Consider the following 24,378-nt stretch of genomic DNA (forward strand, 5'->3'; position numbering starts at 1 on the left):
GGCCTCAGAAGCGGATGCGGGGATCGAGCAGGGCCACCAGCAGGTCCACGGTCACCGTGACCAGCACCACCAGGGCGGCCACCACCACCACGATCCCCTGCACGAGCGGGTAGTCCCGCTGGCTGATGGCCTCCTGCAGCCGGAAGGCGATGCCCGGCCAGGAGTAGGTGACCTCGATCAGCAGGGCACCGCCGATCAGGGAGGCCACGGTGATCCCCGTGATGGTGAGCACCGGCAGCAGGGCGTTGGGCAGGGCGTGGCGCAGCACCACCCGGGCTTCGCCCAGGCCGCGGCTGCGGGCCGCCTCCACGTAGTCGCTGCTCAGGGCGCGGCGTAGGTTCAGCCGCAGGGCGTTGGCGAAGATGCCGCTGAGCAGCAGACCCAGGGTCCCGGCCGGCAGCACGAGATGGCGCAGGGTGCCGGCCAGGAGCTTCCACTGCCCGGTGGCCAGGCCGCTGCGCAGACTGTCGAGCAGATAGAACCCGCTGCCCTCCGGGGGCAGGAGGGTGGGGGGGAACCGCCCGCCAACGGGCAGCCAGCCGAGCCAGACCGCGAAGATCAGCTGCACCACCATCGCGGCCCAGAAGGGGGGCAGGGCGTAGGTGCCGATGCCGTAGAGGCGTCCCGCCAGATCCAGCTTCCCCTCCGGGCGGGCGATGCCCGAGAAGCCCACGGCCAGACCCACGACGGCGGCCAGCAGCAGGGCGACGCTGCCGAGCTCGAGGCTGGCGGGCAGGGTCTGGCGGATGATTCCGGTGACCGGTTCCTGGTTGGTGAGGGAGGTTCCCAGATCGCCGCGCAGCAGGTCGATCAGGAACTGGCCGTACTGGTGCCAGAGGGGCTGGTCCAGGCCGAGGCGGCTGCGCAGGGCCGCGCGGGCGGCCTCGGGAGCCCGGGTGCCGAGCAGGGCGTCGATCGGATCCCCAGGGGCCAGGCGCAGCAGCAGGAACACCAGGGTGGCGATCAGCCAGAGCATCACCGGGGCCAGCGCCAGGCGGGCGGCCAGGTACTGGAGCAGGGCGTTGCGCCGGCTCATGGCCGTGTCGGCTCCCGCCGCAGCTCCTGCAGCACCGCGCGCCCGGAGCCGTCAAAGCGGGGCTGGCTCACCTGGCGCTGCGACCAGGCGCGGGGCGCCACCAGCCACACCGGCACGTAGGGGTTGGCGGCGGCGGTGAGACGTTGGATCCGCTGCAGCACGGCCCGCCGCTCCTCCCCCCGGCTGGCGGCACCGCGCTGCAGCTCTGCCTGCAGACCGGGGCTGGCCCAGAAGCTGCCGCTGGCGGCGCTGGCCCCTTCCAGGCAGCGGTCGCCCTCCTCCCTGTCGCAGGCGAGCAGGGGCACGAGGTAACTGTCGGCGTCGGGGAAGTCCCCCATCCAGTCGAGCAGGATCAGGGTGAAGGCCCCCTCGCCGAGCTGGCGGTAGGCGGTGGTGGACTCCATCCCGCTCACCTCGAGCTCCACGCAGTCGCCGAGATCTTCCCGCAGCTGGGCCTGCCAGGTGAGGGCGAAGAGGCGATCGCTGGGGATGTTCGAGCGGAAGGTGAGCGGCAGTGCCAATGTCTTGCCCTGGCAGTAGCCGGCCTCCCGGTAGAGGCTCCGGGCCCGCTCGGGGTCGTAGCTGACCCAGGCGGTGGGTTCGGCCCCCGGCAGGCTGGGAGGCACCAGGTCCCGCAGGGGGGGGCGCAGACCCAGGGTCACCCGTTCACTGATGGTGCGGCGATCGAGGCTGTAGGCCACGGCCTGGCGCAGCTTCGGGTCGTCGAGGGGCGGCTGGTCGGTCAGCAGGGTGAGGTAGCTGATCTCCAGGGCGGGCCCACTGCCCTCCCGCAGCAGTCCCTGGCGGGCGCGGCGTCGCAGGTCGGCCTGCTGGTCGATCTCCAGGCTGGTGGAGAGCAGCACGTCCACCTCACCACTGGTGAGGGCTCCGAACAGGGCCGTGGAGTTGCTCAGCGAGACCAGGTCGATGCCGGCGTTGGCGGGCTTCGGCCCCCAGTAGTCCGCGAAGGGCTCGAGCCGTTGCTGCTGGTCGCTGAAAAAGGTGAGCCGGTAGGGGCCGGTGCCCACGAAGCGCTCGTTCAGCAGGCGGCGGCCATGGTCGCGGTAGGCGGTGGGGGAGAGCGGCGTGAGGTTCACGGCACTGAGCAGCTCGGCCAGGGCACCGAAGGGGCGCTTGAGCTGGAGTTCGAGGGTGTGGGGGCCCACGGCCCGCACGCCGCTGACCCGATCGCCCAGGAGGTAGCTGAGCTTGCCGATGGCGAGGAAGCGCTCCAGCGTGAACACCATGGCCGCCGCATCAAAGGGCGTGCCGTCGTGAAAACGCACGCCCCGCCGCAGCTCCACCCGGGCTGTCAGGCCGTCGCCACTGAGTTCGGGCAGGCCGACTGCCAGCCGGGGTTCGATGCTGCCGTCGGGCGCGATGGCGTAGAGGGGATCCCCGATGGCGCTGAGCACCTGCATGGCCCCGAAGGTGTAGGCCCCGGCCGGATCGACGCTGTCGATGCGGTTCCGGCTGGCGACGACCAGCCGGTTGCCGGCCGTCGGACGGGGAAGGCATCCCGTCAGGACCAGCCCGGTGGCCAGGACCAGCCCGGTCGCCAGGGCCAGCCTGGTGGCTTCGGCCAGGAGCCGGGCGCGGCGACCCGGGGCTCGCCGGGGAGGAGTCAGGCGCAGAACCCGGCGCAAGGGATGTCGCTCAGCGGACGGCGACCATTCAAGAGCGGTGGGGTCTGGCGGGCCGGATCTGCTGCAGGGAAATTTCAAAGACCTCGGAGCCCTGGCGGGCGAGGGGCCAGCGCCGCAGCCAGCAGCGGTCGTGGCGATCATCCACGCCGATCACCTGGTAGAGCTGCTCATCCGAGTCCAGGTGAACGCACTCCCCCTGGTTGGGGGTGCTGGTGGGGCTGGTGCTGCTGCAGGTGATGACCGTCATGGTGCGGTTTGGCGGAGGGGGCGGCGTCGCTGACGTTGAGGAGAAGGGCGTGGAGCTGATGGGGAAGGATCTGCCGGAATGGTGCGGCCCGATCAGCGGTAAAAATGTTTGCTGCGTTACAGAACGCGGTCCGGATGCGAAGACGGCGATAAACGCGGTTTCTTAAGGATATCTCCGGATCTTCCTCCACTTTGCCCCCTGGAGCCGCCCCGGCGCCAGGGGTGCGTGATTGGCAGAGCTGATCACCGCGATCAGCCCGGCGGCGGGATCGGCCCGTCGATCACAGCGTACGCAGGCAGGCCGCCACCGACGCCACCTCCGGCAGGACGGCGATGGCGTTCAGGGCCCGGCGGAAGTCGGCCTCGAGGACTTCGTGGGTGATCACCACGATCTCGGCGGCTTCGCTGTCCGCCTCGAACTGCACGATCGACTGGATCGAGACCCCCGCCTGACCGAAGCAGGTGCCGATCTTGCCGATCACTCCGGCCTGATCGGTGGTGCGCAGGCGCACGTAGTTGCGATGGGTGGTGCAGGCCCCATCCACCAGGGCGCACTGGCGCCAGCTGCCGGCGGCCAGCAGCGGATCGACGCCGCCGCCGGGGTGGCCCCCGGTCGCCTGTCGGATGCCGGCGATGTTGAGGATGTCGGCCACCACCGCCGAGGCGGTGGGACCGGCGCCGGCGCCGGGTCCGAAGAACATCACCTCACCCACCGGGTCCGCCTCCACCAGGATGGCGTTGTTGACCCCGTTGACGCCGGCCAGTGGATGGCTCCTGGGCAGCAGGGTGGGATGGACCCGCACATCCAGCAGCTGGAGGCCGCTGGGCGGCTGCTTCGCCGGGACGGCCGGGGCGTCCACCAGCTGGGCGACGGCCAGCAACTTCACCACGAAGCCCAGCTGGGCCGCATAGCTCACATCGCGGGCGTCCAGCCGATCGATGCCCTCGGTGGGAATGGCCTCCCGCGGCACCGGGCCGCCGTAGGCCAGCCCGGCCAGGATGGCGATCTTGTCTGCGGCATCGCCACCTTCCACGTCGGCCGCCGGATCGGCCTCGGCGTAGCCGAGCTTCTGGGCCTCGGCCAGCACCTCGGCGTAGTCGGCCCCTTCCGCCGCCATGCGGCTGAGGATGTAGTTGGTGGTGCCGTTGATGATGCCGCTCACCCGCTGGATGCGGTTGCCGCCGAGCGACTGCTTGAGGGGTTCGATGATCGGGATCCCCCCGCCCACGGCCGCCTCGATCAGCACGTACACGCCGCGGGCCGCCGCCGCCGCCCCGATCTCTTCGCCGTAGCGGGCGATCACCGCCTTGTTCGCGGTGACCACCGATTTGCCGGCGGCGATCGCCCGCAGGATCAGGGAGCGGGCGGGTTCGAGGCCCCCCATCACCTCCACCACGATGTCGATGTCCGGGTCGTCCACCACGGCATTCGGGTCGCTGGTGAGGATCTCCACCGGCAGGGGGACGGCCCGGGGGCGGGTCAGGTCCCGCACGGCCACGCGTCGCAGCTGCAGGGCCGCCACCAGCGGATGGCGCCCGGCGGGGGTGGTCAGGATGCCGGCCACACCGGCTCCCACCGTGCCCATCCCGAGCAAGCCGATGCCGATGGTCATGCTCTGGATTCCCGCACTGCGGGGATCCTAGAAATCAGGCGGCCAGGGCCTTCGCCTGGGCCTGCATCAGCCGCAGGATGTTGAGGAAACCGTTGGCCCGCGAAGGGGTGAGACTGGCCTGCAGGCCGGTCGCGGCGATGAAGCCGGGGTCGATGGTGGCGGCCTGTTCGGGGGAGAGCCCTTCCAGCCCCTCGATCAGCAGGGCCAGCAGGCCCTTGGTGATGGCGGCATCGGAGTCCCCCAGCCAGTGCAGCTTGCCCTCCCGGAGCTGGCCCACGACGTAGACCTGGGAGACGCAGCCCTTCACCTTGAAGGCGTCGTTGCGGAACTCCTCCGGGAGAGGCTCGAGCTTCTTGGCCAGCCAGAGCACGTATTCGTAGCGCCGCCTCGGGTCCGTGGTGCTGGCCAGCCTGGCGACGATGCGATCCAGGGCCGGACTGCCGGTGGGCCCAGGCGTGGAATCGGCCATCTAGCGGCGACGTCGCAGCGCCAGCATGCCGGCGGCTGTGCCGCTCAGGCCGAGCAGCCAGCCGGTCACGCCGGCTGGGTTGCTGAGGGAGCCCTGCACCGCCCGGCTGAGCACCGGGCTGCTCGCCGTGGGCTCGGTGCCCGGGAGCTCCAGATAGTCGCGGTGGCCGGGACCGCGGTCAACCTGCACCTCCCAGGCGGAGCCGGCATCGGCCGGCAGGCGGAAGCGCAGCCTGCCCGTGGCATCGGTGCGCCCCACCTCAATCGGCTCGCCCCCCGGAGGCACCAGGCGCACCACGGCATCGTCCGCGGGTTCCCCACTCCCGAAGCGGCTCTCGAGCAGGAGCTCATCGTTGAGGGCGGTGACCCGATCGAGGCTGCTCTCGATGGCGTGGGCGCGGACCGGCGCAGCCGTGCCGATCACGCCAAGGATCAGGGCGGCCGCCGACAGGGCGGTGCAGGTGAGCGCACCCGCAAGTGTGCGGGCCATGGGCTGCTGGGATTCCATGGACTGCTGGGATTCCGTGGGCTGCACGGTGAGCTGCAGGGACAGGTTAGGGACGGGGAGCGGCCGAGGAGCGGATTCAGGAATCCTTCCAGCGACTTTCGCGCGTCTTGCCGGCCTGCACCATCCGCACCATCGAGCTCACCATCATCGAGAGCGCGTCATGGACGTCGCCGCGGCCCGCCAGTTCCGACGCCAGCACGCGATCGGCGGCGCAGGGGGCCGCGCTGGGGCTGGAGACAGGGCTGGACAGGGAGCCGGGTACGGACAGGTTCACAGGCCAGCGCTGGAGCATTCCAGGGATCTTCGCAAATTCCACGGCCTGGCCAGGGGCGGCACCAGGGTTTGTCAAGGTTCGTCGCGGAGCGCGCCGCGGCCCGCCTCCCCAGAGGAACCCGCGCCGACCAGGCCCAGGCCCTGCTCGCTGATCCAGCCATCGAACGGCACGTCCCAGGCTTCGCGCGGCAGCCGCGGCGTGAGACAGCCGGCCGGCAGCACGGCCAGGGCGGGGACCCGACGCCAGCTGAGCTGGCCGCGCAGGCGGTCGTACCAGCCGCCGCCGTAGCCCAGCCGCACACCCTGCGCATCCATGGCCAGGGCGGGCACCAGCAGCAGCTGCAGGGCACTCGCCGCCAGGTTGCCGGCGGCTGGGGGCGGCGCCGGGATGCCGCAGGCGTCGCGCTCGAGGGGCTCGCCCGGCTGCCAGGGCCGGTACAGGAGCCGGCCATCGTCGATGGCCGGCAGGGCGAGGCGGACCGGCCCGAAGCCGGGCGCGGCCAGGGTTTCCCGTAGGTCGATCTCCCCCTCGAGGGGCCAGTAGATGCCCAGCCGACCCTCACCCCGCAGCAGGCCGGGCAGCAGCCGTTGCACCTGGGCGATCACCGCGCCCTCCGCATGGCTGAGCAGCCGGCGGCGCCGGGCCCGGAAGTGACGTCGCAGGTCCGCCTTCCGGGCTGCGTCCAGGCCCCCCTCCCTGCCCATGCCGTCAGCGCTGGAACCAGCCGGTGAGGGCGGCTGCCAGGGCGTCGGCGGCATCGTCCGGGCGCGGGGGCACTTCGAGTTCCAGTTCCCGCATCACCGCCTCCAGCACCTCGGGCTTGTCGGCATGGCCGTTGCCGGTGAGGGCCTGCTTGATCTGCATGGGGGGGATCTCCACGATCGGGATCCGGAACCGGGCCAGGGTCATGATGATCACCCCGCGGGCCTGCACCACCGCGATCGTGGTGCTGGAGCGGTAGAAGAAGAACTTCTCCACCACCGCCAGATCGGGGCGCCAGGTGCGCACCAGCACCCGCAGATCGCTGGCGATCTCCACCATGCGCTCACCCTCCCCCCGCCCGGCGTCGGTGCGGAGGATGCCGCAGTCGAGCAGGCGCTGGCTCGGCAGCCCAGCCTGGCCAGGCGGGGCTGCCTCGATCACCCCGTAGCCGACCCGGGCGAGACCGGGATCGATGCCCAGGATGCGCACGGGTACGCCGCGGCCTCAGGCGGCCAGGGCCAGTTCGAACTGGCTCCGGTCGCCGGAGTCGGCCCGATCGAACACCTTGCAGAACACCTTCACGACGCGGTCGCCCGAGTCGATCTGCTCGAGGGGGTCCTTGCGCAGGCGGTGGCGGAGGCAGCAGGCGGCCACGCGGGCCACGTCGTCTTCACTGACCTCGGTGCGTCCCTCGAAGGCCGCCAGGGCCCGGGCGGCCCGGTTGGTCACGATGTCGCCGCGCAGGCCATCGACATCGAGCTCGCCGCAGATGGCGGAGATGCGCAGCCGGAGGTCATCGTCGATCTGCACCTGGCCGAGGCGGTTCTGGGCCTCCACCACCCGGGCCTGCAGGCCATCCTGGGTCGCCTGCACGGCGGTGTTGAAGCCGTCGGGGTCGTTGTCGAAGGCGGTGCGCTGGTCCACCACCTGCACCCGCAGCTCCGGATCGCGCACGGTGCGCACCTCCACGCTCATGCCGAAGCGATCCAGCAGCTGGGGACGGAGTTCGCCCTCCTCGGGGTTGCCGGAGCCGATCAGCACGAAGCGCGCCGGGTGGCGCACGCTCACACCCTCCCGTTCCACGGTGTTCCAGCCGGAGGCGGCCGAGTCGAGCAGCACATCCACTAGGTGGTCGTCGAGCAGGTTCACCTCATCGACGTAGAGCAGGCCCCGATTGGCCTTGGCCAGCAGGCCTGGCTCGAAGGCCCGCACCCCCTCGCTGAGGGCCTTCTCGATGTCGATGGTGCCGCAGAGGCGATCCTCGGTGGCACCCAGGGGGAGGTCCACCATCGGCACCTGGCGCTTCTCGGTGGGCAGCTGCTCGCCGTGCTCCAGCCGCTGACGCACCTCGGCGCTCTGCAGATCGGGATCGTCGGGAGAGCTGTTGTAGGGATCGCCGGCCACGACGTCGATGTCGGGCAGCAGATCGGCCAGGGCCCGGATCGTGGTGCTCTTGCCCGTGCCCCTGTCCCCCATGATCATCACCCCGCCGATGCGGGGGTCGATCACGTTCAGCAGCAGGGCCAGTTTCATCTCCTCCTGACCCACGATGGCGGTGAAGGGGAAGACCCGGCGCTTGCGGGCTTGCGTCACGGTTGGCTGCTGGCTGGGGTCGGTGGGGATTGTTTCACAGGCAACAGGCTGAGCACCTGGGGTGGCGTGGCATCGGCCGGGTAGATCAGCCGCACCCGCAGCTGGCGCTGGGCCCCCGGGGCCAGGGTCACCGTGCCGAGGGCCGGACCGGGCTCCCCGGCCCGCTGCACCAGATGGAAGCGGCGGCGGCGGCTGGGTCGGCCGGCGGGGCCGTCCAGGCCGCTCACCTCGATCGGGCCGCGGAACATCACGGCCCGGGCCGGGGTGGCGTTGAAGCGCAGGCCGCCGGCCTGCTGGTCGGTCTTGAGCGGGGATTCCAGGGCCAGCTGCAGAGCCACCGGCTGCGGGCCGTCGTTCCGCAGCGGGATCGTGAGGTCGTACTCGACGCCGTAATTGCCGTGGGCCGCCCAGGCGGTGCCGGGGTAGAAGGCCTGGAGTTCGGCGGTCTGCACCTGGCCGGTGCCGAGGCTGCCCCGTTCCAGGGAGGCGATCGGCCACGAGATCGGTGCCCGGCCCGCGCTCAGCCACGGCTTGCCCGGATCGGTGATCGTGCCCTTCCAGGTGCTGCCGATCTGCACCCCGCTGACGCGGGAATAGATGATCCGGCCGCTGGCACCGCGGGGGGTCGGCTGGTGTTCCTTGGGGCTGAGGTCCCCATCCAGCAGGCGGGGCCAGGTGTCGGGCGGCGGGGGCGCATCGTCCGCTCCGAAGGCGGCGAGGGTGGCCAGGCTGACCGGCCCGCTGCTGACCAGCCGCAGTTGCAGGTTGCGGCCGTTGAGCAGGGGATCGAGACCGCGCACCGGCAGGGGCAGCACCAGCAGGGTGGTGGCACTGCCGGCCGGCAGCGTCCACTGCTGGGGGATCTCACGGCTCGGCGTCCTGGCCAGCAGTTCGGTGGCCACCCGGCTGCCCGGGCCGGCGTAGGCCGGCGTGGTGGTCTCCGCCAGCAGGGGCGGCAGGGGCAGGAAGGGTGCGCCGGCCATGGCCGGGTCCAGGGACTGGGACAGCGCCGTGGACCCGCCGAGCAGTTTGAGGGTCACCGGCTGGTTCCCCCGCGGCTGCGCCACCACCGCCAGCCAGAGGGTGGAGTCGAGGGTCTCCGGCTTGCCGGCGTAGACGTGGTGGCTGAACAGGTCGAAGCGTCCGCTGAGCGGCACGTCCAGGTGGGCGGCCGGCACCGGCCGTCCCTGGCCGGGGAAGGTGGAGAGCAGGATCCCCGGCCCGGTGATCAGTTCCGGGTTGTTGTCGTTCACGACCAGCAGCCGGTCGAGTCCCCCCGGCAGGGGGGCCACGGTCTGGGACCGCAGCACGGGCGCGGGGGAGGAGGGGGCGGGCTGCCCCCAGGCCGGCGCCAGGAGCAGCAGCGATCCCGTCGCGGCGAGCAGGGGCTTGAGGCGGGGGGTCATGGGCGGCCTACCAGGGTTTTGGCGACTTCGGCCGCCATGGCGCGGATGAGGTCGGTGGAGCGGGGGTCGTTGAACGGACCCTTGACCATGAAGGCCGCCACGGCCCGCTGGCCGTTGGGCAGCTGGATCAGGGCGGCATCGGCATAGGCGATGCCGATGTCACCGGTCTTGTTGTAGACGGTGATCCCGTAACTCAGCAGCTCGCTGTCGGGATCGGCCGCGTCCTTGCCCAGCCCCTGCAGCATCCCCAGGGGGATCAGGGTGTTGGTGCGGGAGGTGCCCATGATTTCCCGGAACAGGTCCCGGGCGCGGGGGCTCAGTTTCTCGCCCGTGTCCACCAGGGCGATGGAGCGGGCCAGATCCCGGGAGCTGGTCGTGTTGGTGCCTTCGAGGTCCGGCAGCCAGTTGTTGACCACCGTGGCCTGGAGTCCCAGGGTCTGGAAGTGGGCATTGAGCTTGGTCTTGCCCCCCAGGCGTTTGATCAGCAGGTTGGTGGCGCTGTTGTCGCTGACCCGGATCATCTCGGTGGCGGCCTCGAAGAAGGGGAACCGGGTCCCGATCGGTTTGTTCGCCATCCAGCCGGCGCCGCCGCCCACCACCTCCTTGGTGAGGGGCAGGGGCTCGTTCCAGCGGAGCCTGGCGGAGTCGAGGTCTTCCAGGCCGGCGAGCAGGATCGGGGTCTTGATGGAGCTCGCTGCCGGCAGGGGCAGATCGGGCTGCAGCTGGGCATAGCGCCCGTCATCGAGCACGAGCATGAAGCCGCTGACCTTGAGGTCCTTCTGGGCGGCGGCCAGGCGAGCCCAGCTCTGGCTGAGGGCCGGGAGTTCCTTGCGGGGCTCGAATCGACCCAGATCCAGGGTCTTGGCCGGGAGGGAGGCCGCCCCATCCGGCCTGGGGGCATTGAGGGTGCTCTTGGCCAGCTGCGGGGCCAGCAGCTTGAGCCCCGTGCCCACCAGGACCCCCATCCCCACCCCCATCACGGTGAGGCGGAGCAGGAGCCGCAGCGGCTGGCCCCAGCCGGCCCGGGGAGTCTGTGGTGGTCGGCCAGCGGTCAAGGCAGGTGGGGGTGTCGGCGCACCGACGCTAAGAGGGGTCGGGGCCGCTGCCGCCTTCGGGGTTGGCGCCCCGACGGCTGGCCCAGCGGAGCTGGCGCACCATGCCCCGCAACAGCGCCACCTCCTCGCCGCTGACCTGGCCGCGCTGCAGCAGCCGGCGGACCTTGGCCATCCGGGCCTCGGCGGTGTGGGGGTAGAGGAAGCCCGCCTCCAGCAGCAGGGCCTCGGCATCGGCCAGCAGGGCCTCGAGCGGACCGCGACGGCTGGGTTCAGGCGACTCCGGCGTGGGCCCTGCCCCAGCGACCGGCCCCAGACCATGCCAGGCGTGGAGCACCACCGCCACGGCATGGGAGAGGTTCAGCGAGCGGTAACTCCCGGCGGTCTGCAGGGCCAGCAGGCGGCCGGCCTGGAGCAGCTCGCCGTTGCTCAGCCCCCGGTCCTCCCGGCCGAAGACCAGCGCCACGGGGCTGTCCTCCCGGGACGCCGCCAGCCAGGCCAGCGCCTGATCGGCAGGCAGCAGCGGCAGGGGCTCGCCATCCCGGCGGCCGCTGGTGGCCACGACCCTCTGGCAGTCAGCCAGCGCCGCGGCCAGGTCGGGAAACAGGCGCGCCGTTTCGAGCATGTTCCGGCCGTGCACGGCCATCCGGCAGGCCTCCTCCCCCAGATGGTCACAGCGGGGGGCCACCAGGCGCAGCTGCTGCACCGCGAAGTTGGCGCAGAGGCGGGCGACGCTGCCGACATTGAGCGGGCCGGCCGGCTCGACCAGCACCACCACCAGGGCGCCGCTCACACCAGGCCGTTCAGGTAGGCCAGCAGGTCAGCCATCGCCTGGGGCTCCGGCTGGAAACGGGGCATGGGAGGGGTGCGGCCGCTCACCACCTGCTGGATCAGCTGGCGCTGGTTCCTGCGCTGGGACACCCCGTGCAGGTCGGGCCCGACCAGGCCCTGGGCCGCGATCCCGTGGCAGCCGGCGCAGTTGAGCCGGAACAGACGCGCCCCGTGCTCCACCGAACCGCTGAGCTCCAGGGTGCGGCGCGTGTAGGGATCAGTCCGGGCGGCCGGCAGGACCAGGATCACCACCACGATGCAGGCCGCGGCGGCCGCCAGCACCAGGGCGGCGACCAGGCCTCGGGGGATGGCGGGCTGGGCGATCTGGCCGTTCATCTCGGCGCTCACAGGGCAGCGGTCACAGGGGAAGGTTCACAGGAGACCAGGATCCAGGATCACAGAGGGAGAGGCTGGGCTGCGGATGCGGCGCTGGGCATGGAAGAATTGTGCCCTGATCGACGTCCGGCGCCTCCCATGATCGAACCCCTGCTCTGCGGCATCGTGCTCGGTCTGATTCCCGTCACGCTGGTGGGGCTGTTCGTGGCGGCCTGGAACCAGTATCGGCGCGGCAGCGTGCTCGACGCCTGAGGCGCTCAGTCCTCCCCAGGGCTGGTCCCCGACGGGGCCGCCGTGAGCAGGACCAGGCTCGAGCTGCCGTAACGGCGGCGATCCACGGCCTGCCAGCCCGCCGGCACCGGGGGAGGGGTCCTGCTGGCACACTCCCACAGCAGCAGGCCACCGGGCCTCAGCCAGCCACCGGCCAGCAGGGCGTCGGCGATCGTTCCGTACAGCCCGGCGGCATAGGGCGGGTCGGCGTAGGCAATGTCGAACCCTTCCCCGCTGCAGCCCCGCCGCAACCAGCGGACCACTTCGCCGCAGTGGAGCTCGGCGTGCCCCGGCTGGCCCAGCCCCCGCTCCACCATCGCCAGGTTGGCCCGGGCCACGGCGGCGATGCGGCGATCCTGTTCAATCGCCACCACCCGACCGGCGCCCCGCTGCAACGCCTCACAGGCCATCACCCCGCTGCCGCTGCAGAGGTCCAGCCAGCGACAGCCGGGAAGCCTGTCCGCCAGGAGGTTCATCACCGCCAGCCGCACCCGCGAGGCGGTGGGGCGAGCCCGCTCACCCGGTGGACTCTGCAGTCGGCGGCCTCCACTCAGCCGCAGGGTCACGCGCCGGGCTCCTGCCGCTGATCCAGCCAGTGCAGCCAGCGCTGCAGCAGGGCCTGGCCGGCCGCTCCGGACTTCTCGGGGTGGAACTGGCAGGCGCCGATCTCCCCCTGCCAGACAGCTGCCGTGATGGCCTGGCCCGCGAAGTCCACCCGGGCGGTGGTGCAGGCCGGATCGGTGGGATCGGCCGCATAGGAATGGACGAAATAGACCCAGGCTTCGGGAGATCCCGCCGGCAGCAGGGGGCTCGGGGTGGCGGGCAGCAGCGGCTCCCAGCCCATGTGGGGAATGGGATGGCCCGGCGTGCGCGGCAGGGCCCGGACGCGGCCGGCGAGCAGTCCCAGGCCCCTGGCCACGCCCTCATCGCTCGCTTCGAACAACAGCTGCAGCCCCAGGCAGATCCCCAGCAGGGGCCGGCCGGCGTCGCACCAGGAGCGGGTCGCGTCGGCCAGGCCGCTGCTCTCCAGCCGCGCCATGGCGGGGTCGAAGGCACCCACGCCGGGAAGCACCAGGGCCTCGCACGGCTCCATCGCCGCCGCGTCATGGACGGGGATCACCGTGGCCTGGAGCCGCTCGAAGGCCCGCTGCACCGAGTGCAGGTTGCCCATGCCGTAATCGATCAGGCCGATGCGCTTCATGTCCTGGCGGGTGGGGTCAGACCACGGTGGCGGAGCTGCCGCTGCGCTGGCCGCTCGACTCCAGGGCTTCGCAGTGCGGCAGCTCCAGTCGGTTGAGCCGGTCGATCAGCTGGTAGAGCCGTCCCATCCGCCGCTTGTCGAAGTGAAAGCGCAGGCAGGGACGCAGGAAGCCGTTCTCATCACTGGTCTCGGCCGCCTGGATCGCCCCCTCGTCAACCAGATCGTCAAACTCCCGGTTCAGCTGGTCGAGGGCCTCGGGCGGGATCGGCAGGTTGAGCATCAGTTCGACCCGATCGCTCTGCAGTTCCGCGGCATGGAAGACCCGGTAGAAGCGGCGGATCTGGGCCATGGCCTCCCGGGCGCTGTGGGTGAGGAACAGCAGGGAACTGTCCTCGGGGGAGACGAGGCCCCGCTCCCGCATGACGGTGAGACTCTTCTCCTCCCAGCCCAGCCAGAAGGGATCGCCCTCCGGGGCCAGCAGCACCAGCGGCATGGGCGGGGTGCGGCCGGTCTGAATCAGGGTGAGGGATTCGTAGAGCTCATCGAGGGTGCCGAAGCCGCCGGGCAGCACCACGAGCGCGTCGCTTTCCCGCAGAAAGAAGAGCTTGCGGGTGAAGAAGTAGCGAAAGTGCAGCAGTCTCCCCTCGCAGCTGCTGACAATCGGGTTCGGATGCTGCTCGAAGGGGAGATCGACGTTCAGGCCGATGCTGTTCTCGCAGCCGGCTCCCCGGTTGGCGGCCTCCATGATGCCCGCACCGGCGCCGGTGATCACCTCGAAGCCGGCGGCGACGGCTTCCCGGGCCAGTTCTTCGGCCAGAAGGTAACTGGGGTCGGTGCTGACGGTCCTGGCCGAGCCGAACACCGTGACCTTGCGGATGTCCCGCCGGGGCCGAAACACCCCGAGGGCCTCGCTGATGTCCGCGAGGGTGCCACTGACGATGCGCCAGGCCTCGGGTTCCTGCTCGCTGCGGCAGATCTCCAGCAGGGAGACGAGGGCTCGGTCGATCACCCGCCGTTGGGGGTGACCGACGAGCACCTCGGCGAGGGCCTGAACCGGACTCACGCCGCCCCCCCGGCTGGACGGCTGGCTGATGGCCGCTGGGCGGCCGTTCAGGGGAAGGGGCTCGGCGATGGAAGGCTCAGAGGTATTTGGTGATGGTGCCGGAGAGGGTGGTCTTGGGAACGGCTCCGACCACCGTGTCGACCTTCTGGCCGCCCTTGAACACCATCAGGGTGGGGATGCTGCGGATGCCGTACTGGCTGGCGACGTTGGGATTTTCGTCGGTGTTCAGCTTGAAGACCTTGATCTGGCCTTCGAACTCCTTGGCGATCTCGTCCACAATGGGGGCCACCATCCGGCAGGGGCCGCACCAGGGAGCCCAGAAATCAACCAGCACGGGCACGTCACTCTTGAGCACGTCTTGCTCGAAGGAGGCGTCGGTGACAGCGGCAGCGCTGGACATCCTTGTGGTGATCGGGGTTGTGGCAATCTAGCAAGGGTGCTCCGCCCTCCTCTCGGCAGACCAGCCAAGCGTTGCAGGGCGTTAAAGACAGAAGGCCCGGACGTGCCGGGCCGGAGGGTGTGAGGAGTGTGTGAGCCGTGAAGCCCCCACGGTTTCAATGTAGGGCTTACTTGGTAGGACTTACTTGCCCATGCCCAGTTGCTGGGCTTTCTGGTACACCTTGCCCTCGGTGAGCAGCGAGGGGGCCACGATGACCTCCACCTGCTGCATCTCCCTGAGGTTGCGGGCCCCCAGCGTGCCCATCGAGGTGCGGATGCAGCCGAGCAGGTTCTGGGTGCCGTCGTCGAGGCTGGCCGGGCCGCGCAGGATCTTCTCCAGGCTGCCGGTGGTGCCCACCTTGATGCGGGTGCCGCGGGGGAGCACCGGACTCGGGGTGGCCATGCCCCAGTGGAAGCCCCGGCCCGGGGCCTCGGCGGCCCTGGCGATCGGCGAGCCGATCATCACGGCGTCGGCGCCGCAGGCCAGGCATTTGCAGATGTCGCCACCGGTGACGATCCCACCGTCGGCGATCACCGGCACGTAGGTGCCGCTCTCGCGGGCATGGTCATCCCGGGCGGCGGCGCAGTCGGCCACCGCGGTGGCCTGGGGGATGCCGATGCCGAGGACGCCCCGGCTGGTGCAGGCGGCACCCGGGCCGATGCCCACCATCACGCCGGCGGCACCCGCCCGCATCAGCTTGAGGGCCACCTCGTAGGTGACGCAGTTGCCGATCACCACGGGAACGCCGAAATCCCGGCAGAGGGCCTCGAGGTCCAGGGTCTCCTGCCCTTCCGGCCCGATGTGCTCCGTGCTCACCACGGTGGCCTGCACGAAGAAGAGGTCGGCACCCGCTTCGGCGATCGCGCGCCCGAACCGGATGGCCGCCACCGGGGTGGCGCTCACCGCGGCAATGCCGCCCTGCTCCTTGATCTGGGCGATCCGCTTGCGGATCAGGTCTTCCCGCACCGGCTGGCTGTAGAGCTCCTGCATCAGCGGCACGAACTCTTCCTTGCCGACCGCGGCGATGCGATCCAGCACCGGGTTGGGATCGTCGTAGCGGCACTGGACACCCTCGAGGTTCAGCACCCCGAGCGCGCCCTGCCGGGTGAGCTCGACGCACATCCCGACATCCACCACCCCGTCCATGGCGCTGGCGATGATCGGGATCTCGCGGGTCACACCGCCGAGGCTCCAGGTGCTGTCGGTGACGGAGGGGTCAACCGTGCGGCCGCCGGGCACCAGGGCAATCTCGTCGATCCCGTAGGCGCGACGAACGTTGCGGGAGCGGCCGAGCTGGATGTCCACCGGAAACAGACGTATTCGGGCCAAGCTATCAACCGGTGCGACGCTCAACCGCGGCCCAGGAAGGCCTGCCAGCGGCGGTTCAGATCGTCGAGGATCTGCTGGCGCTCGCTGCTGCGCAGCAGCCGGGGCAGGCCATGGCGCAGCAGCCAGATGATGCCGATCAGCTCCAGCAGCCGGGGCACCAGGGGGAGTCCGTCGAGGGCGGCCAGCAGGGATGCGTAGATGCGCAGGACCAGCACGACCGCCACGACCGCCAGCAGGGCGGTGAGGGGGGTGCGGGCCTGCTGCCAGGTCTCCTGCAGCCGGCCGCTGGCCAGCCAGTCGCGCACCTTGCCGGTGAGGAGGTCCCATTCGCCCCCTTCGCCGTCGCCGGGCGGAGGCGTCGCCCCTTCCCGCGGCGGAACGGTGACCGTGGCGGCCACGCCGGGGACCTCAGCGGGGGGCTGCTCGGCTGGGGCCGCGGCCGGGGCTGCGGCGGGGGCTGCGGCGGTGGGCTCGGGCGTGGAGGGCTCCGGCTCAGGGGTCGCCCGCTCGGGGGACGCCAGCTGGACGGGTTGCGGCTCCGCGCTGGACGCGCCGACGGGATCCTGGGGGGCGGCCTCCTCCTGGCCGCTCAGGTTCGGCTGGCCGTCCGCTGGTCGGCCGTCCACGGGCGGCTTCTCCTCCGGAAGGCTGGCTTCGGGACGGCTGTCGGCGGCAAGGTTGTCGTCGGCCATGGCGCAGTGGACCCGGGGCAGGGGGGTGGCTGGCCGGGAGCTTAAGCGTGATTCCCGGGACCCTCAGGGATCGAGGGGAACCAGTGCGGGGCGTCCACCCAGCGGCAGGCCGGGCAGGCGCAACGGGAAGGTGCCGGAGCTCAGGCGCTGCACCAGGTCCTCGGCGACCTCCTGCGCCAGGCGAGGGCTGTGGGCCGGCGCACAGCGCAGGGAACGCCCGCCGACCGTCAGGTCGCCGTGCAGCAGATCGGCATAGGAGGCCGTTCCCAGGGACGGCTTGACCCGTCGCGGGATCGCCAGGTCGAGCACCGGCGCTTCCAGCTGCTCCGGGCCGGCGGCGGCCTGACGGGCCACCGTGGGGTCGAGCAGGGGCACCGGGGCGGCGATCGCCACGAGCAGGGCATGGCCATGCCCCTCGAAGAAACAGGGCCGCAGCCAGCGACCATCCAGGCCATGCAGGTCCACGGCCACGGCCGCCACGGCTCCGGGGGTGCGGGCATGACCGCTGGGCTGTCGCCTGGGCTCGGGTTGATGGCCGCTGCCGCTGCCGATCACCCAGCCGATGGCTCCGCCCACCAGCACCGGCGAGCCTGGACCGAGCAGGTGCAGGCCGGGCATGGTGAGGCCGATGCTGCCGGGGCCTCCGCAGCTGTAGAGGGCCGTGGTGAAGGGGCCCAGCAGCGGGCCGAGCGGGCTGTGGCAAAGCTCCGGCGCGCTGCTCACCGCCACGATCCCGTTCTCGCCGATGGCGCGATGGAGCAGCAGACGACCCGCTGCGATGCGCTCCAGGCTGAGGTCGGTGTGCAACTCCCGCCGCGGATGCAGCGGGGTGGCTTCCCCGCCGGCGGCCAGGGGCACGCTCCTGCCGGCGAGGAGGGCACCGAGCAGCCGGGCTCCGCTGGGCCCCTCCCGCTCGGTCGCGGCGCCGCCGATCGGCAGCACCAGCTCGCCGCTGCCGCCGCTGGCCAGCCCGTTCACCCCCCCCAGCTGCACAGTCCGCAGCCGGATCGGTGGGTCGCAGGGGCCCAGGGAGAGCTGCAGGCTGGCCTGGTCCGTGAAGCCCGCATCCGCCGCCACCACCACATCGGTGGCGGCATAGGCCGCGGCCAGGCCCTCCCGCGCCACGAGGGCCCGGTAGTGGGCCGCCGTGAGCACCCGCAGTTCACCCCGCTCCTGGCGTTGGCGCAGCCCGGCTTCGCTGCGGGGAGGTGGCGTCATCGGCGCGGCGGCGGATCGGAACCGCGTGCGGAGCTGTCGATAGAATGACCCGGTTGAAGGTTGTCCTGCATGGCGGATCCCACCGGACCGAACAATCCCGGTGATTCCGGCGCCGGTGATTCCGGTTCGAACGGCGATTCACGGATCATCCAGACCGACCTTCGCAACGAGATGTCGCGCTCCTATCTGGAGTATGCGATGAGCGTGATCGTGGGACGGGCGCTGCCCGATGCCCGCGATGGACTCAAGCCCGTGCATCGCCGCATCCTCTATGCGATGTATGAGCTGGGGCTCACCAGTGATCGCCCCTACCGCAAGTGCGCCCGCGTCGTGGGTGAAGTCCTCGGTAAGTACCACCCCCACGGTGACACCGCGGTCTATGACGCGTTGGTGCGCATGGCGCAGGACTTCAACATGCGCCTTCCCCTGGTGGATGGGCATGGCAACTTCGGATCGGTCGATGGCGATCCGCCGGCCGCCATGCGTTACACCGAGTCGCGCCTCCAGGCGCTGACCACGGATGCCCTGCTGGAGGACATCGAAGCCGAGACGGTCGACTTCGCGGACAACTTCGACGGATCCCAGCAGGAACCCACGGTGATGCCCGCCCGCATCCCCCAGCTGCTGCTGAACGGGTCCACGGGGATTGCCGTCGGGATGGCGACCAACATCCCGCCCCACAACCTCACCGAACTGATCGATGGCCTGCTGGCCCTGATTGAAGATCCCGATCTGGATGATCAACGCCTGCTGGCGATCATCCCCGGCCCGGACTTCCCCACCGGCGGTCAGATCCTGGGTCGCCGCGGCATCCGGGAGACCTACAGCACCGGCCGCGGCTCGGTCACCATGCGTGGTGTGGCCTCGGTGGAGACGATCGAGGCCAAGGGCCGGCCTGACCGGGATGCGGTGATCATCACGGAACTGCCCTTCCAGACCAACAAGGCCTCGCTGATCGAACGGATCGCCGAGCTCGTCAATGACAAGAAGCTTGAGGGGATCGCCGACATCCGGGATGAGTCCGACCGCGATGGCATGCGGATCGTGATCGAGCTTAGGCGGGATGCCTATCCCCAGGTCGTTCTCAACAACCTGTTCAAGCTCACCCCCCTGCAGAACAACTTCAGCGCCTACATGCTGGCCCTGGTCAAGGGCGAGCCGGTGCTGCTCACCCTGCGCAAGATGCTGGAGGTGTTTCTCGACTTCCGGGTCGAGACGATCGAGCGCCGCACCCGCTATCTGCTGCGCAAGGCCGAGGAGCGCGACCACATCCTGCTCGGCCTGCTGATCGCGCTCGAGAGTCTGGATGCGATCATCGCCCTGATCCGGGCCGCCGCCGACACCGCCACCGCCCGCACCGAACTGATCGCCCAGTTCGGCCTCACCGACATCCAGGCTGACGCCATCCTGCAGATGCAGTTGCGGCGGCTCACGGCCCTGGAGGCCGACAAGATCCGGCTGGAACACGAGGATCTGCTGGCCAAGATCACCGATTACAAGGACATCCTGGCGCGGCGGGAGCGGGTGTTCGGGATCATCACCGAGGAGCTGGTGGCGATCCGGACCCGCTACGACTCGCCGAGGCGCACGGAGATCCTCGATCTCGAGGGCGGGCTGGAAGACATCGACCTGATCGCCAACGAGCGATCCGTCGTGCTGCTCACCGAAACCGGCTATCTCAAGCGCATGCCCGTGAGCGAGTTCGAGGCCACCAGCCGCGGCACCCGGGGCAAGGCCGGCACCCGCAGCCAGGGGGAGGAGGCCGTGCGGCTGTTCATCAGCTGCAACGACCACGACAACCTGTTGCTGTTCAGTGATCGTGGCGTGGTCTATGCGGTGCCGGCCTACCGGGTGCCGATCTGCAGCCGCGCCGCCAAGGGCACGCCGATCGTGCAGCTGCTGCCGATCCCCCGGGAGGAGCAGATCACCTCGCTCCAGGCCGTGACTGCGTTCACCGAGGATGCGGTGCTGGTGATGCTCACCAGCGGCGGCTACATCAAGCGCACCCGGCTCTCGGCCTTCGCCAACATCCGCTCCAACGGGCTGATCGCCATTTCCCTGGAGGAAGGTGACGATCTCCGCTGGGTTCGCCTGGCCCAGCCTGGCGACAGTGTGCTGATCGGCTCCCTCAAGGGGATGACGATTCACTTCCGCCTCAGTGATGAGGAGTTGCGCCCCCTGGGCCGCACCGCCCGGGGTGTGCGCGCCATGAACCTTCGCCCGGGGGATCAGCTCGTGAGCATGGATGTGCTCTCGGCCGACCTGGCGGATCGGGTGGCGAACAGCCAGCTCGCGGCCGAGGTCTCGGCCCTCGAGGAGGAGGAGGCCAGCGCCGAGGCAGGCGAGGGCACCGAAGCCGGCGACGGGGAGGAGGTGACCCCCAGCGAGGGGCCCTGGGTGCTGGTGGCCAGTGCCAGCGGTCTGGGCAAGCGGGTGCCCGTTGATCAGTTCCGTCTCCAGAAGCGGGCCGGCATGGGGCTGCGGGCGATCAAGTTCCGCCGCGAGGGGGATGTGCTCGTGGGCCTCAAGGTGCTGGGGGCGGGCGAGGAACTGCTGCTCGTGAGCGAGAAGGGCGTCATCGTGCGCACCCAGGCGGATGCGATCCCCCAGCAATCCAGAGCGGCCACCGGGGTGCGCCTGCAGCGCCTCGATGCCGGGGATCGGCTGGTGGAGGTCGTGCTGGTTCCGCCGGCGCCACCGGAGGAGGAGGAGGCCGACGAACTCAGTGGGGCGGAATCGGCGCCCACGGCATCCACCGAGTCCGCCTGATGCTGCGGAGCAGAGGTGAGGTGGGCCGGGCCCTGAACCCCGCCGCCCGGCCTGCATGCCGGCATCGATGAGCGACGTGCTGGTGATCGGGGCGGGCCCGGCCGCCCTGGCGATCACGGCGGCGCTCGGCGCCGAAGGGCTGGCGGTGACCGTGCTGTCGCTGGGGGATCCCGCGGCTCCCTGGCCCAACACCTATGGCATCTGGGGCGATGAGGTGGACGCCCTCGGTCTGGGGCATCTGCTGGAGCACCGCTGGAAGGACACCGTCAGCTACTTCGGTGCGGGCGATGCCGATCCCGCCGCGCCGGCCAACCGGCCGACGGTCCACGGCCGCGACTACGGCCTGTTCGACAAGCACGGGCTGCAGGCCCACTGGCTGGCCCAGGCCGAAGCCGCCGGGGTCGCCTGGGTGCGGGGGCGGGCGACGGCGATCGGGTTCGACGGCCCGGCCGGGGCGGCCAGCCCCGGCGGCAGCTGCGCGGTGACCAGCGCCGATGGCCGTGTGCTGCAGGCGCGCCTGGTGATCGATGCCAGTGGCCACGAGGCCGCGTTCATCCGCCGCCCCGACCGCGGGCCGGTGGCCGGACAGGCGGCCTACGGCGTGGTGGGTCGCTTCAGTGACCCGCCGGTGGGCCCCCGGCAGTTCGTGCTGATGGATTACCGCAGCGATCATCTGACGCCTGAGCAGCGGCTGGAGCCCCCGTCCTTTCTGTATGCCATGGATCTGGGGGAGGGCTGCTTCTTTGTGGAGGAGACCTCGCTGGCGCTGGCGCCCCCCCTGCCCTTCGAGACCCTCAAGGCACGGCTCGCGCAACGGCTGACCCACCGCGGCATCACGATCACGGCGGTGGAGCACGAGGAATGGTGCCTCTTTCCGATGAACCTGGCGCTGCCTGATCTGGATCAGCCCGTGCTGGCCTTCGGTGGCTCGGCGTCCATGGTCCATCCGGCCTCGGGCTACCTGGTGGGCTCCCTGCTGCGGCGGGCACCCGGCCTGGCCCGGGCTGTGGCGGCAGCCCTGGCCGATCCCCACGCGTCACCGGCCGCGCTGGCGGCCGCCGGATGGCACGCGCTCTGGCCCCTGGAGCTGCGGCGCAAGCAGGCCCTCTACCAGTTCGGCCTGGAGAAGCTGATGCGCTTCGAGGCACCCCAGCTGCGGGCCTTCTTTGCGAGTTTCTTTGCCCTGCCGGCCGAGCAGTGGTACGGCTTCCTGTCCAACACCCTCACCCTGCCCGCCCTGCTGGCGGCGATGGTGCGCCTGTTCGCCACGGCCCCCGCCGGGGTGCGCTGGGGCCTGATGGGCATGCAGGGGCGGGAGCTGGGGATGCTCGCCCGGCTGTGGCGTCCCTGAGCCAGCGCCGCTGAACCCCCTGAAGCCGGTGAGGCCGAGGCTGGTGAACGACCTCAGCTGAACGACCTCAGGTGGACGCCTTCAGGTCGGCAGCGCTGGGGAGGCTGACCCAGTCGGCGGCGTTCAGGGCGGGGAAGAGGCCATCCTCGCGCTGCACGGCCTGCAGCCAGCCCTCGGGCAGGGCCGTGCCGCGATCGATGGCATCCATGAGCCGCCAGAAGCGGTCGAGGTGGCGTTCGATCCGCTGGCGGGCCAGGTCGGTGGTGGTGCCGGCCCGCAGGATGAAGCTCCAGTCGGAGCTCTGGGCGAGCAGCAGTTCCCGTCCGGCCTGGGTGAGCAGCTGGCGTTGGAGGGCCGTGCGAACCCCGCGGTTGACCCGGCTGACCATGGCCCGGGAGGCGCGCTGCCACTGGGGCACCACCCAGGCGTTGGTGTCGTTCAACCAGTAGGTGTGGTAGCCGCCCTGGCCCCAGCTGCTGGGCGAGGGGCGGCAGACCTGCAGGGTCCGGTCCCGGGCGAGCACCTCCCGCAGGCTGACCAGCTGCACCTCGGCCGCTTCCGCCTGGCGGAACAGGGCCGCCAGGAACTGGGGCCCCTCAAACCACCAGTGGCCGAACAGCTCGGCATCGAAGGGGGCGACGAGCAGGGGCGGCTGGGCCATCGAATGGCTCAGGCCGGCCAGTTCCTGCCGCCTGCCCTCCAGGTAGGCCTGGGCATGCTCCTCCACCCGCATGGCCGCGGCCTCCGGGTCGTAGGGCTGCTTCTGATCCAGGGGACAGCCCTGGCCGGTGACGCGATGCAGCTTCAGACCCAGGGGCCTGGGGCTGGTGATCCCCACCTCCTGCAGACGCTCCTGAGGCAGATCCCAGCCCAGGTCGCGATGGAATTCGCGGTAGACCCCGTCACCGGGGTAGCCCTCCCGGGCGCTCCAGACCGGCAGGGTGGCGTTGCCATCCCGACCGAAGAAGGCCACGCCGGTGGGGGAGCAGATCGGGGCGAACACCCCGTAGCGCGGGCGGGGCAGGGCGTGCAGCAGGCCGTGGCCGTCCAGCACCGTGTAGCGCAGGCCGCAGGCGGCGAGCTGCTGGTCGAGCCCCTCGTAGTAGGCGCACTCCGGCAACCAGATCCCGAGGGGCCGCGCCCCGAGCTGGCGCTCGTGCTCCCGCACCGCGTTCAGCAGCTGGGCCCGCACCGCCTCCGGCACCTGCCGCAGCAGGGGCAGGTAGCCGTGGGTGGCGCCGCAGGTGATCAGGTCCAGCACCCCCAGCTGCTCGAGCTGGCGGAAGCGGGGCACCAGCAGGCCCCGGCACGCCTCCCACTGGCGGATGACACCCTCCAGCTGACGGGTGAGGGCCATGGCGGCCCCGGCGTGGGATTCGGGCGCCTGCACCAGCAGCTGCAGGCGCTGTTCCAGCCAGGCGAGAAAGCGGGCGTTGAGCTCGGTGTCCCCCAGCAGGCTCAGCAGGGTGGGGGAGAGCCCCAGGGTGAGGCGCGGCTGCTGGCGACGATCCTGCGCGGCGGCCTCGAGCACCGCCAGCAGGGGCAGGTAACACTCCTGCAGGGCCTGGAAATACCAGTCTTCCTCCAGGGAGCCGGGCTCCCCGGAGCGGACATACGGAAGGTGAGCGTGCAGGACGAGGGCCAGATCCCCGGTGGCCATGGCCTTCCCGCAGTCGGATCACTTTAGGCGCAGTCCCCGAAGCCCCCCGCTCACCGCCCTACGCTCAAGCCATGGAGACCCGTGCCGCCCATCGCCCCCTGCAGCTGGTCGTGGCCGTGGACGGGCACAGCATGTTCTATGCCCAGCAGAAGCTGGGCTGGTTCTTCGATCCCCGCCGTCTGCTGGCCCATGCGAGCTCCCAGCCCGGGCTGGAGCTGGCCGGAGCGTTCTGGTACGCGGGGCTGAAGGATCCATCCGACCAGCGGCCCTTCCGCGATGCCCTCACCAGCCTGGGCTTCACGGTGCGGACCCGCCCCCTGCGGGAGCTGGGGGCGGCTGCCGCGGATTCCGAGCAGCGCCAGTTCGTGCGGGCCAACCTGGATGTGGAGATCGCCGTCGACCTGCTGACGGTGGCCCCCCGCACCGACGAGGTCTGGCTGCTGAGCGGCAGCCGGGACCTGGACCGGCTGGTGGAGGTGCTGCGGGCCCAGGGGCTGCGGATCACGCTGATGAGCACCGAGGGGATGGTGGCGCGGGAACTGCGCAACGCGGTGGATCGCTTCGTGGATCTGAGCAGCCTGCGCGGGCTGCTGGAGAAGGCCGAGTCGCTGCAGCAGCCCGTCTTCGTGCGCACCGCGGCCGTCTGATCGCCCGGAGGCTGGGAGCGCTCCGGCG

General features: G+C 71.0%; 27 protein-coding genes. 5 read left to right on the forward strand and 22 right to left on the reverse strand.

The window, feature by feature from the left end; translation table 11 throughout:
* Nucleotides 1-4 precede the first annotated feature (4 nt).
* From ACLD7X_RS04060 to ACLD7X_RS04070, 3 genes are read right to left on the reverse strand one after another with little or no spacing between them, the layout of a single operon-like run.
* On the reverse strand, nucleotides 5-1,036 hold the full coding sequence (locus tag ACLD7X_RS04060) for an ABC transporter permease (protein WP_411422203.1): 1,032 nt from the start codon (nucleotides 1,034-1,036) through the stop codon (nucleotides 5-7).
* A complete protein-coding gene (locus ACLD7X_RS04065) occupies nucleotides 1,033-2,682 on the reverse strand; it encodes an ABC transporter substrate-binding protein (protein ID WP_411422204.1) in 1,650 nt (549 codons plus the stop codon). Before ACLD7X_RS04065 ends, ACLD7X_RS04060 begins: the two co-directional genes overlap by 4 nt.
* Nucleotides 2,683-2,710: 28 nt before the next feature.
* Complete coding sequence (locus ACLD7X_RS04070; protein WP_411422205.1) at nucleotides 2,711-2,929, reverse strand: hypothetical protein; 219 nt, start codon at nucleotides 2,927-2,929, stop codon at nucleotides 2,711-2,713.
* Here ACLD7X_RS04070 and ACLD7X_RS04075 point away from each other — a divergent pair.
* Nucleotides 2,919-3,095, forward strand: coding sequence for a hypothetical protein (locus ACLD7X_RS04075; protein ID WP_411422206.1), 177 nt, complete (start codon nucleotides 2,919-2,921; stop codon nucleotides 3,093-3,095). The genes ACLD7X_RS04070 and ACLD7X_RS04075 overlap by 11 nt on opposite strands.
* Nucleotides 3,096-3,209: 114 nt before the next feature.
* Here ACLD7X_RS04075 and ACLD7X_RS04080 read toward each other — a convergent pair whose 3' ends face one another.
* The 11 genes from ACLD7X_RS04080 to ACLD7X_RS04130 form a co-directional block, all read right to left on the reverse strand.
* Nucleotides 3,210-4,541 carry a homoserine dehydrogenase gene (locus ACLD7X_RS04080; RefSeq protein WP_411422207.1) on the reverse strand — a complete coding sequence of 444 codons (1,332 nt, stop codon included), beginning with the start codon at nucleotides 4,539-4,541 and terminating at the stop codon, nucleotides 3,210-3,212.
* A gap of 34 nt (nucleotides 4,542-4,575) precedes the next feature.
* Complete coding sequence (locus ACLD7X_RS04085) at nucleotides 4,576-5,010, reverse strand: SufE family protein (RefSeq protein ID WP_411422208.1); 435 nt, start codon at nucleotides 5,008-5,010, stop codon at nucleotides 4,576-4,578.
* Nucleotides 5,011-5,517, reverse strand: a complete 507-nt coding sequence (locus ACLD7X_RS04090) for a hypothetical protein (protein ID WP_425625085.1) — start codon at nucleotides 5,515-5,517, stop codon at nucleotides 5,011-5,013. It abuts the gene before it with no gap.
* Nucleotides 5,518-5,593: 76 nt separating this feature from the next.
* On the reverse strand, nucleotides 5,594-5,833 hold the full coding sequence (locus ACLD7X_RS04095) for a hypothetical protein (RefSeq protein ID WP_425625086.1): 240 nt from the start codon (nucleotides 5,831-5,833) through the stop codon (nucleotides 5,594-5,596).
* A gap of 29 nt (nucleotides 5,834-5,862) precedes the next feature.
* The gene (locus ACLD7X_RS04100; protein WP_411422211.1) at nucleotides 5,863-6,495 is read right to left on the reverse strand and encodes a 5-formyltetrahydrofolate cyclo-ligase; all 633 of its coding nucleotides are present in this window, start codon (nucleotides 6,493-6,495) and stop codon (nucleotides 5,863-5,865) included.
* 4 nt (nucleotides 6,496-6,499) lie between these two features.
* Nucleotides 6,500-6,982, reverse strand: coding sequence for a crossover junction endodeoxyribonuclease RuvC (ruvC, locus tag ACLD7X_RS04105; RefSeq protein ID WP_411422212.1), 483 nt, complete (start codon nucleotides 6,980-6,982; stop codon nucleotides 6,500-6,502).
* A 15-nt stretch (nucleotides 6,983-6,997) separates the two neighbouring features.
* Nucleotides 6,998-8,086: a magnesium chelatase ATPase subunit I gene (gene bchI / locus ACLD7X_RS04110; protein ID WP_411422213.1), complete on the reverse strand. Its 1,089-nt coding sequence runs from the start codon at nucleotides 8,084-8,086 to the stop codon at nucleotides 6,998-7,000.
* On the reverse strand, nucleotides 8,083-9,492 hold the full coding sequence (locus ACLD7X_RS04115) for a DUF3370 domain-containing protein (protein WP_411422214.1): 1,410 nt from the start codon (nucleotides 9,490-9,492) through the stop codon (nucleotides 8,083-8,085). The genes bchI and ACLD7X_RS04115 overlap by 4 nt, the downstream gene beginning before the upstream one ends.
* Nucleotides 9,489-10,547 (reverse strand): serine hydrolase, encoded by a 1,059-nt coding sequence (locus ACLD7X_RS04120; protein ID WP_411422215.1) that lies wholly within the window; start codon nucleotides 10,545-10,547, stop codon nucleotides 9,489-9,491. Before ACLD7X_RS04120 ends, ACLD7X_RS04115 begins: the two co-directional genes overlap by 4 nt.
* Before the next feature lie 28 nt (nucleotides 10,548-10,575).
* Complete coding sequence (locus tag ACLD7X_RS04125) at nucleotides 10,576-11,337, reverse strand: RNA methyltransferase (protein WP_411422216.1); 762 nt, start codon at nucleotides 11,335-11,337, stop codon at nucleotides 10,576-10,578.
* Nucleotides 11,334-11,723: a c-type cytochrome gene (locus ACLD7X_RS04130; protein WP_411422217.1), complete on the reverse strand. Its 390-nt coding sequence runs from the start codon at nucleotides 11,721-11,723 to the stop codon at nucleotides 11,334-11,336. The genes ACLD7X_RS04125 and ACLD7X_RS04130 overlap by 4 nt, the downstream gene beginning before the upstream one ends.
* 126 nt (nucleotides 11,724-11,849) lie before the next feature.
* Here ACLD7X_RS04130 and petG point away from each other — a divergent pair, with 126 nt between their 5' ends.
* Nucleotides 11,850-11,963, forward strand: a complete 114-nt coding sequence (petG, locus tag ACLD7X_RS04135) for a cytochrome b6-f complex subunit V (protein ID WP_411422257.1) — start codon at nucleotides 11,850-11,852, stop codon at nucleotides 11,961-11,963.
* Nucleotides 11,964-11,968: 5 nt separating this feature from the next.
* Here the strand turns inward: petG and rsmD are convergent, their stop codons facing one another.
* The 7 genes from rsmD to ACLD7X_RS04170 all read right to left on the reverse strand — a co-directional run bounded on the left by rsmD (nucleotide 11,969) and on the right by ACLD7X_RS04170 (nucleotide 17,923).
* A complete protein-coding gene (gene rsmD, locus ACLD7X_RS04140) occupies nucleotides 11,969-12,547 on the reverse strand; it encodes a 16S rRNA (guanine(966)-N(2))-methyltransferase RsmD (protein WP_411422218.1) in 579 nt (192 codons plus the stop codon).
* Nucleotides 12,544-13,182 (reverse strand): imidazole glycerol phosphate synthase subunit HisH, encoded by a 639-nt coding sequence (hisH, locus tag ACLD7X_RS04145; RefSeq protein ID WP_411422219.1) that lies wholly within the window; start codon nucleotides 13,180-13,182, stop codon nucleotides 12,544-12,546. The genes rsmD and hisH overlap by 4 nt, the downstream gene beginning before the upstream one ends.
* Before the next feature lie 16 nt (nucleotides 13,183-13,198).
* The gene (locus ACLD7X_RS04150; RefSeq protein WP_411422220.1) at nucleotides 13,199-14,245 is read right to left on the reverse strand and encodes an LOG family protein; all 1,047 of its coding nucleotides are present in this window, start codon (nucleotides 14,243-14,245) and stop codon (nucleotides 13,199-13,201) included.
* A gap of 76 nt (nucleotides 14,246-14,321) precedes the next feature.
* On the reverse strand, nucleotides 14,322-14,645 hold the full coding sequence (gene trxA / locus ACLD7X_RS04155; RefSeq protein ID WP_006909712.1) for a thioredoxin: 324 nt from the start codon (nucleotides 14,643-14,645) through the stop codon (nucleotides 14,322-14,324).
* Nucleotides 14,646-14,825: 180 nt separating this feature from the next.
* On the reverse strand, nucleotides 14,826-15,989 hold the full coding sequence (locus ACLD7X_RS04160) for a GuaB3 family IMP dehydrogenase-related protein (RefSeq protein WP_411422221.1): 1,164 nt from the start codon (nucleotides 15,987-15,989) through the stop codon (nucleotides 14,826-14,828).
* Nucleotides 15,990-16,033: 44 nt separating this feature from the next.
* Nucleotides 16,034-16,705: a CAAD domain-containing protein gene (locus ACLD7X_RS04165; protein ID WP_412006728.1), complete on the reverse strand. Its 672-nt coding sequence runs from the start codon at nucleotides 16,703-16,705 to the stop codon at nucleotides 16,034-16,036.
* Between the two features lie 63 nt (nucleotides 16,706-16,768).
* Nucleotides 16,769-17,923, reverse strand: a complete 1,155-nt coding sequence (locus ACLD7X_RS04170) for a homocysteine biosynthesis protein (RefSeq protein ID WP_411422223.1) — start codon at nucleotides 17,921-17,923, stop codon at nucleotides 16,769-16,771.
* A gap of 69 nt (nucleotides 17,924-17,992) precedes the next feature.
* Between ACLD7X_RS04170 and gyrA the strand changes: the two genes are divergently transcribed.
* Both gyrA and crtL read left to right on the forward strand, forming a co-directional pair.
* Complete coding sequence (gene gyrA / locus ACLD7X_RS04175) at nucleotides 17,993-20,692, forward strand: DNA gyrase subunit A (protein ID WP_411422224.1); 2,700 nt, start codon at nucleotides 17,993-17,995, stop codon at nucleotides 20,690-20,692.
* 55 nt (nucleotides 20,693-20,747) lie between these two features.
* Nucleotides 20,748-22,043: a lycopene beta cyclase gene (gene crtL, locus ACLD7X_RS04180; RefSeq protein ID WP_412006727.1), complete on the forward strand. Its 1,296-nt coding sequence runs from the start codon at nucleotides 20,748-20,750 to the stop codon at nucleotides 22,041-22,043.
* Between the two features lie 67 nt (nucleotides 22,044-22,110).
* Here the strand turns inward: crtL and ACLD7X_RS04185 are convergent, their stop codons facing one another.
* Complete coding sequence (locus ACLD7X_RS04185) at nucleotides 22,111-23,703, reverse strand: glycoside hydrolase family 57 protein (RefSeq protein WP_411422226.1); 1,593 nt, start codon at nucleotides 23,701-23,703, stop codon at nucleotides 22,111-22,113.
* Between the two features lie 71 nt (nucleotides 23,704-23,774).
* Between ACLD7X_RS04185 and ACLD7X_RS04190 the strand changes: the two genes are divergently transcribed.
* Complete coding sequence (locus ACLD7X_RS04190; protein ID WP_411422227.1) at nucleotides 23,775-24,350, forward strand: LabA-like NYN domain-containing protein; 576 nt, start codon at nucleotides 23,775-23,777, stop codon at nucleotides 24,348-24,350.
* The last annotated feature ends 28 nt before the right edge of the window (nucleotides 24,351-24,378 follow it).

The sequence above is a fragment of the Aphanothece microscopica RSMan92 genome (assembly GCF_046613545.2).
Taxonomy (GTDB): domain Bacteria; phylum Cyanobacteriota; class Cyanobacteriia; order PCC-6307; family Cyanobiaceae; genus NIES-981.

What these genes read in the sequence shown, in the direction of transcription:
- ACLD7X_RS04185 (WP_411422226.1), bottom strand. Translation starts at nt 23,703, where the DNA reads ATGGCCACCGGGGATCTGGCCCTCGTCCTGCACGCTCACCTTCCGTAT.
- ACLD7X_RS04170 (WP_411422223.1), bottom strand. Translation starts at nt 17,923, where the DNA reads ATGACGCCACCTCCCCGCAGCGAAGCCGGGCTGCGCCAACGCCAGGAG.
- ACLD7X_RS04090 (WP_425625085.1), bottom strand. Translation starts at nt 5,517, where the DNA reads ATGGAATCCCAGCAGCCCATGGCCCGCACACTTGCGGGTGCGCTCACC.
- gyrA (WP_411422224.1), top strand. Translation starts at nt 17,993, where the DNA reads ATGGCGGATCCCACCGGACCGAACAATCCCGGTGATTCCGGCGCCGGT.
- ACLD7X_RS04080 (WP_411422207.1), bottom strand. Translation starts at nt 4,541, where the DNA reads ATGACCATCGGCATCGGCTTGCTCGGGATGGGCACGGTGGGAGCCGGT.
- ACLD7X_RS04070 (WP_411422205.1), bottom strand. Translation starts at nt 2,929, where the DNA reads ATGACGGTCATCACCTGCAGCAGCACCAGCCCCACCAGCACCCCCAAC.
- trxA (WP_006909712.1), bottom strand. Translation starts at nt 14,645, where the DNA reads ATGTCCAGCGCTGCCGCTGTCACCGACGCCTCCTTCGAGCAAGACGTG.
- petG (WP_411422257.1), top strand. Translation starts at nt 11,850, where the DNA reads ATGATCGAACCCCTGCTCTGCGGCATCGTGCTCGGTCTGATTCCCGTC.
- ACLD7X_RS04165 (WP_412006728.1), bottom strand. Translation starts at nt 16,705, where the DNA reads ATGGCCGACGACAACCTTGCCGCCGACAGCCGTCCCGAAGCCAGCCTT.
- ACLD7X_RS04190 (WP_411422227.1), top strand. Translation starts at nt 23,775, where the DNA reads ATGGAGACCCGTGCCGCCCATCGCCCCCTGCAGCTGGTCGTGGCCGTG.
- ACLD7X_RS04060 (WP_411422203.1), bottom strand. Translation starts at nt 1,036, where the DNA reads ATGAGCCGGCGCAACGCCCTGCTCCAGTACCTGGCCGCCCGCCTGGCG.
- ACLD7X_RS04115 (WP_411422214.1), bottom strand. Translation starts at nt 9,492, where the DNA reads ATGACCCCCCGCCTCAAGCCCCTGCTCGCCGCGACGGGATCGCTGCTG.
- crtL (WP_412006727.1), top strand. Translation starts at nt 20,748, where the DNA reads ATGCCGGCATCGATGAGCGACGTGCTGGTGATCGGGGCGGGCCCGGCC.
- ACLD7X_RS04085 (WP_411422208.1), bottom strand. Translation starts at nt 5,010, where the DNA reads ATGGCCGATTCCACGCCTGGGCCCACCGGCAGTCCGGCCCTGGATCGC.
- ACLD7X_RS04075 (WP_411422206.1), top strand. Translation starts at nt 2,919, where the DNA reads ATGACCGTCATGGTGCGGTTTGGCGGAGGGGGCGGCGTCGCTGACGTT.
- hisH (WP_411422219.1), bottom strand. Translation starts at nt 13,182, where the DNA reads ATGAAGCGCATCGGCCTGATCGATTACGGCATGGGCAACCTGCACTCG.
- ACLD7X_RS04100 (WP_411422211.1), bottom strand. Translation starts at nt 6,495, where the DNA reads ATGGGCAGGGAGGGGGGCCTGGACGCAGCCCGGAAGGCGGACCTGCGA.